The sequence below is a fragment of the Psittacicella gerlachiana genome (genome assembly GCF_003585965.1).
In the GTDB taxonomy this organism is placed as follows: Bacteria; Pseudomonadota; Gammaproteobacteria; order Enterobacterales; family Psittacicellaceae; genus Psittacicella; species Psittacicella gerlachiana.
The window spans coordinates 1-6,491 of the sequence record NZ_NRJF01000125.1; the positions used below are offsets into that span (position 1 = coordinate 1).

The 6,491-nt window shown below is 35.2% G+C and carries 8 protein-coding genes; 2 read left to right on the plus strand and 6 right to left on the minus strand.

The genetic code is table 11. The features are described 5' to 3' along the window. Positions 1-405 precede the first annotated feature (405 nt). Entirely contained in the window at positions 406-1,080 is a 675-nt protein-coding gene (locus CKF59_RS04650; protein WP_119534809.1) for a hypothetical protein, read from the plus strand. 8 nt (positions 1,081-1,088) lie between these two features. Then, positions 1,089-1,322 carry a tautomerase family protein gene (locus CKF59_RS04655; protein ID WP_119534810.1) on the plus strand — a complete coding sequence of 78 codons (234 nt, stop codon included), beginning with the start codon at positions 1,089-1,091 and terminating at the stop codon, positions 1,320-1,322. 257 nt (positions 1,323-1,579) lie between these two features. Here CKF59_RS04655 and CKF59_RS04660 read toward each other — a convergent pair whose 3' ends face one another. The 6 genes from CKF59_RS04660 to rnc all read right to left on the minus strand — a co-directional run bounded on the left by CKF59_RS04660 (position 1,580) and on the right by rnc (position 6,249). Beyond that, a complete protein-coding gene (locus tag CKF59_RS04660) occupies positions 1,580-2,344 on the minus strand; it encodes a hypothetical protein (protein WP_119534811.1) in 765 nt (254 codons plus the stop codon). 213 nt (positions 2,345-2,557) lie between these two features. Continuing rightward, positions 2,558-3,250, minus strand: coding sequence for a hypothetical protein (locus CKF59_RS04665; RefSeq protein WP_119534812.1), 693 nt, complete (start codon positions 3,248-3,250; stop codon positions 2,558-2,560). 282 nt (positions 3,251-3,532) lie between these two features. Further along, positions 3,533-3,793, minus strand: a complete 261-nt coding sequence (locus CKF59_RS04670) for a hypothetical protein (protein WP_119534813.1) — start codon at positions 3,791-3,793, stop codon at positions 3,533-3,535. 3 nt (positions 3,794-3,796) lie between these two features. Continuing rightward, a complete protein-coding gene (locus CKF59_RS04675) occupies positions 3,797-4,507 on the minus strand; it encodes a hypothetical protein (RefSeq protein ID WP_119534814.1) in 711 nt (236 codons plus the stop codon). Position 4,508: 1 nt separating this feature from the next. Further along, positions 4,509-5,420 carry a GTPase Era gene (era, locus tag CKF59_RS04680; RefSeq protein ID WP_119534815.1) on the minus strand — a complete coding sequence of 304 codons (912 nt, stop codon included), beginning with the start codon at positions 5,418-5,420 and terminating at the stop codon, positions 4,509-4,511. A 67-nt stretch (positions 5,421-5,487) separates the two neighbouring features. Continuing rightward, positions 5,488-6,249 (minus strand): ribonuclease III, encoded by a 762-nt coding sequence (gene rnc, locus CKF59_RS04685; protein WP_119534816.1) that lies wholly within the window; start codon positions 6,247-6,249, stop codon positions 5,488-5,490. Positions 6,250-6,491 lie beyond the last annotated feature (242 nt).

Here is a 6,491-nt window from a genome sequence, read left to right on the forward strand (position 1 = left end):
GGATAATTTGGGCTTAAGATTACTTTTCCTGCTACATTAAATTACATTTAACGTCAATTTTGATAGCATTTATCTGATAAGTATATTATTATTTTACCTGAAAAATAAATTTAGAATAAAATATTTTCTCATTTTGCGACTTTGTCACATTTTGGAGAAAAGTTAAAAATTAAACCTTGAATTTTCGGGAGAATCTATGAGAGGTGAGGAGAGTAAGAAGAGGAAATTTTGAGAAAAATGATTAGTTTTGATCATAAATTAGATACTACCTTGAATTAATGCTTTTCTAGCTTCCTAAAGAAAAGAATAAATTTTGTTATTTCTTTAATTTGCTTTTAGAGAAGAAGCAAGAGTAGGAGAGTAAATAGTATAATAAATTTAGTTCTCCAACTTAAAAGGTAGTTTATGCGTGTATTTAAATTTATACTCCTCGGAATAATCTTAGGTTCTAGTTTGGGCATGACTAAAGCCCAAAATTTACCTACTCCTGCTCAAGCAAAAGTGGAAATTGCTAAGTATCTCAATAACTCTCAGCTTCCATGGCGAGAGATGTTATCTGGGATGCAAAGATCTTATGAGAATACCTCCAAACCTGTAAAGAGTTTTCCTTATCTTGCTGGTTTAGTGCAAGGTTGGTTTGTACATTACTTTCCGCCTCGCATGCGTAATGGCATCTACACTATAGATGGTATTGTTGATTTCTTTAATATCGGTGATCTTTGCTATATTTATCTCCAAGGAAATGATCGTGAGTTTCGCCGTCCTTGTCAAACTGCGGTGGCTTCAGCTGCCACTTTTTTAGGTAATGCTAATATTATGGCAACTTGGATTCTGCATCTTGAACTCTTTGCCTATTTGCATCATAACGGCAAAGATGTGCTAGATCTCCAACAAAAGAAAGTTATTTTTGATCAACTCTATGGGGTAGGAGAAGATAGAATCGAACTTCCTGCTAAATACCGTAGATATCTAAGCTTTGAGTACAATGATATAATGTATAGATATACTCCAGAGCAAGTGGAAATTATTCGAGGTTACTGGAAAGAATATTTTAATTTAGATTTTGTAAAATATAAGTAGGAGTTTTTATGCCTCATATTACCATTAAAGCTTTTCCAAGAAACTTAACTGCAGAGCAGTTAGAAAATTTAGAGAAAGCAATTACCCAAACTATTATTGAACAATTAAATGCTACTCCTGCTTCGGTATCAATTGACTATCAAGAGTACGCTCCTGAAAACTGGCAACAAGAAGTAGTAGCCGTAGAAATTAAGCCTCGTCTTGAACAGTTATTACGTAAGCCTGGCTATGATTTAGAGTAATCAGTTTGCGAGGTAGTTAACCTTAGTAAACTATGCTTATATATGAAAAAGAACCTCCAAGCTCGGAGGTTCTTTTGCATACTGCAAAAAGTCATCAACTCAAAGTAATAAAACTTTAAGTGATGACTTGCATATGCGAAAAACTAAAAATATGTCTTTTTATTATAAACCATCTTAAAATAAAGGTGTGATAAATATTAATTTATTTGCAAACTAGATTTAGTTAAGACCTCGAAGTTGCTTCGAGGTCTTAATAACTACTTGTTTATATAGTTAGTATTATTTTCATCAAGATAATAAGTAATCTTGGTACTCATCCCTAAAGTCGTTTGTAAGAAGTTTAAGGTATTAATTGACTGTTGCCCAGCGGCTGAAGTACATTCAGGACGCATGGAGTAATTAAAGTCTAGTTGCGGATTAATGGTTTTGGCTTCTTCACGATTAGCGACTACGATTGGGTTTACTACTTTAGCAATATAGTTGTAATCATAATAGTTTTCAGGACTTAGAGTAAAACGAATCCGTTTATATTCCAAATGTAAAAATTGGACATAAGTTAAATCAGACTGAAAACGATCTACGTCTAGGTAAGCGAGAGCTATAGGTAAGAAAGAAGTACAAATATTTTCCCATTTACCTTTTTGGTTAATTGACGGACGATTATAACCTAAAGCCGCTAAATCTGCACATTTGAGAGCAAAGTTGTAAACAGTTTTAGCATTAGGAATAGTATAGTTTCCACTATTGATCGAATAAGGGAGAATAGTTAAAAGAGAATCTGATAACTGCGTATAGTATCTCCCATAAGAAATCTCGGGTTCTTGAGCAATATTACTTAAAAAGTTATTTACGACTGCACGAGTCTTTTCAAGGATAGCTTTATTATTAGCATAATATTTAGCAACATTATCTTCCGCTTGTTGTGAGATAGTATCAGCAAAAGCGTTAGCCGTAAAACTTGTTGCAAAAATACTTAAAACTAAGCATTTTGCCCAAGAAGCATGGTTATTACTAGAGAACATATTTGCTTAATATAGAAGTTTAGGGTGAAAGAAATAAAAATAATCACAAGTACAATAGGGAGGAGTGATCCTAGACTCAAGGTCTAGGTTAAAGTTAGAACAATCTAAAGTAGTTGATTTAGATTTAGCCAACTTTATTTAGCTTTACCTAGCTAGGGAAAGTAAAAACAAAAGCTAGAGAAAAACAAACCTTAGGCAGAGCAACATATATTTCTAGTTAGTAAGTTTAAGGCCGACAACATTAATTAGATTTCTTTGTGCCGTATAAAACTCAGGGCTATGACTAGAGATTCTTTGCTCATTAAAAGGAAAGCTGGTTAACTGAGCAAAAGAATAGCTTTCTCCTTGCTGTTGTTTTTGGCGTTGAGCAAAGTATTGCTTAAAGAGCGGAGCCTTATCTTCTAAATGAGTAATAGGAGCTTGGTTACCAAGTTGTTGATAGAGTTGAGCTTCATAGATAAACACTTGGGTGGCAATTTTGCTTGCCTCTTCCCCAAACAAGGTGCTTACCGCATAGACTCCTTGACAAAACTCTTGTAAAGAGATTTTGGTAATATGAGCATAGGTGAGGTTACAAGCATGAATTACCTTGGTTAAATCATAGTAAAAAGGAAGGTTATAGCGTCCTTCAATTACATTACTATTGAGGAGAGGAACTATTGCTTGTAAGTAGGTATCTTGGACTTGTTCTAAGTTATTATCTTGTCTTTTTAGGAGTTCTTGCGTAATTAAATTAGTTTGCTGAGCATAGATGTAAGTAGTATTAGGTACACCCGCAAAGATCACCGCTTCAAGATAAGTATATGCTTGTTGGGTGGCTTTATCTTTAAATCCTGGGCTTTGACTGCATGAAATTAGGGTTAGAGGCAGACTCAAGAACAGGATTGCTTTGAAGAGTTGAGACATAGGATAATGACTCCCTATTGAGTAGTAGACGTATATCTTTAGTATACTACAAATAAGAATAGAGAAATAGCTAAAGGATTATTTTTTACTCGATTTGTCGCACCTGACATAGTTTTTGTTGAGCTTTTGATTATTTCTTTTCCATTACGATTTTATAATTGCAGATAAACTAAAAGAAGGTTGGATTTCCCCAACCTTCTTTTTACGTTACGTTTTTTATTTTTTGCTAGATTGCTAGTTTTTGTGAGCTTAACTAACAATTGGCAAAAATATTTTTGTTTGTTATTTTTGTGCTCGCCAAGTATTTACCCCTTTTTCGGCATATTCTTTGGCAAGTTCTTGCTGTTCTTGTGCCTTGCGTTGCTCTAACTCTAGAGCTTGTTCTTGTTCGAGTTGGCGCTCTTTTTCGAGTTTTTCTAAAGCAATTTTACGCATAACTCTAACTTTTACAATTCTTAACCATAAAAAGACTAAGATCATTAAGAGGATAAAGAATACGGCACAAAAAAGATAGAGATATAATCCGAGAGGAGAAGTTTGCATAGACTACCACTGCGTATTTTCCCAAAGATCGAGTAATTCGTCTCCGGAAAGTTTTTCTTTTTTCTTGGTTTTTTTCTGAGCAAGAAGTTTTTCTGCTTGAGCTTGAGTTGCACTATAGTCGGTATTACGTCCCGCTTTATAGTCACGAGACTTAATGCGACGATCTTCTTTCTCAGCATGTTGTGGAGTGGTGTTCTTAGCTTCTTTGCGTGATTTTTTCTCAGCTGCAAGTTGGGCAAAGAACTCAGCTTCTTTACCTGGTTCAACACCTGCTTTTTCAAGTAAGCGGAGTTGAGCTTTACCAAGTTTAGCAAAATCAAAAGCTGGAGTCGCTTCTTTTTTCTCTTGCTCACGAGCTTGTTTACGAGCCTTAGCTCGAGCTTGAGCTTGTAAGGTCGAAGTCGCAACTAGTTCCCCGTTAATCATTACCATATCTTGGTTTTGTCCGGTTGCTTGAGCTACTTCTTGAGCTTTAGCTTGGCTTACGGTTTGTAATTGCTCATTTACGAGAGGCTTATCACGTCCAGGAATATAAATTGGAATTGCACGTGCTGGTTTTTGTTTAGCTTCAGTTTGCTTTTCTACGACCTGGGCTTTGTTTTTAGCATTAGGGTTTGAGCGTGAACCAGAAGTATTCCCAGTACGCTTTTTTTTCTTTTTAAGTGCCCAAGATAATTCATTCGCTTCGGCACGAGTTAATTTACGTTTTTGCATACTAATCGTCTAAATAACCTAGAGAACGGAGAGCACGGATATCATCAGACCAACCTTTTTTCACTTTTACCCATAAATTCATATTTATTGGTCTTTCTAAAGCCTTAGAGAGGTCGATTCTTGCTTCGGTGCCAATACGTTTAATTTTTTCACCATTTTTACCAATAATAATGCGTTTTTGTCCATCACGATCAACAAGGATTACCGCATCTATATTAATCCCTCTTGGGGTCATGGTAAAACGTTCAATTTCTACACTGGTAGCATAAGGAAGTTCATCACCGAGCAGACGCATAAGTTTTTCACGAATAAACTCGGCCGCCATAAAGCGTCCACCTTTATCGGTTACTTGATCTTGATCATAGTGGAACTCACCTAGAGGTAAGAACTTAGCTGTTAATTTAATTAAAGCCTCAAGGTTATCTCCTTTTTCCGCAGAGATAGGAATCATATCTGCCCATGGATACTTAGCTTGAATCTCTTGAAGATAAGGTAAAAGTTTACCTTTATCTGCAATTTGATCGACTTTATTTAACACTAAAATCACTGGAGATTTTTGTTGTTTTAATTTAGTTAAAACTAAATCATCATCTTCAGTCCATTTAGTCCCTTCAACTACAAAGTATAGTACATCCACATTTGCTAGTACCGAACTTGCGGTACGGTTCATCACCTTGTTCATTTGGGTTGTTTCTTTGAGGTGAATCCCTGGACTATCGACAAAAATTAACTGTGCATTATCTTCGGTAAGAATTCCGAGAATACGATGACGGGTAGTTTGAGGTTTAGAAGAAGTTATGGCAATTTTTTGACCAAGGAGAGCATTCATTAAGGTAGATTTACCTACATTTGGACGCCCAACAATCCCTATATAGCCACAACGCTTATTTTGGTTTTCTAAAGTTTGAGTCATATTTTATGATGAAAAATTGCCGCTAAACTAGCGGCTAAAAATAAGAATTAAAATAGCCTAACAAAAATTAAAGATGTTGCACTTTATCTAATTGCTCTTGGCTTAAAGTGTTAGTTTCACGAAGTTTACGGATCATTAAACTCGCAGCCTCTTGTTCGGCTTTACGTTTATTTTTTCCTACTCCAGGGGTACGGAAGTCAAGTTCGTTAATAATACATTCAGCGTAGAAAGTTTGATTATGTGATTTACCTTCAGTACGTACCAACACATAGGTTGGTTTATTCTTAAAGAGTTCTTGGACTATTTCTTGGAGGAGGGTTTTAGGATCACGGTAACCCGTTTTAAAAGAATCTTTTTGTTTTAATTGATCTTTAAAGATATTTAAAACAGCTTGTTCAGTGGTTGCAAAAGAACTAGAATCTAAATAAATAGCTGCACAAATTGCTTCAACCGCATCTTCGAGAATTGAATCTCGAGTACGACCATTATTTTGGATTTCTCCTTTAGCAAGGCGAATATAATAGCCGAGATTGAGGCGACGAGCAATACTACATAGCGAACTGCCACAAATTAGAGCCGAACGCATTTTGGTAAGAGCTCCTTCGTCAACATCTTTAATGGTATTAAATAAATATTTACCAATCACGAAGTTAACAATACTGTCACCAAGGAACTCATAACGTTCGTAGTTTTCAAGATTACAAAAACTCGAATGCGTGGTCGCAACCCGCAAATGGTGAATGTTCTTGAATTTGTAGCCAAGTTTTTGCTCAAGAATTACTAATTCTGCATCATCAGCATTTTCTTGATTAAGAATAGAATTAGGCATAAGTATTTTAGTAAATTAGTTAATTACCAAGAGAAATGCTAAACCTATAGGTAAGAATTTCGACAGAAACGCTTACCTATATGCTCTATGTTGCTCTTGATAACTTAAAACAGGAATCGAGAGAAGTAAAGAACTAAAAGGATCACGAAAGTAACAGTAAAGTAACTGATAACTGCAAGGATATTTTAGATCATATGCTATGTTCATATTATACCTGTTTTTTCTTCATAATGCTTATAAAT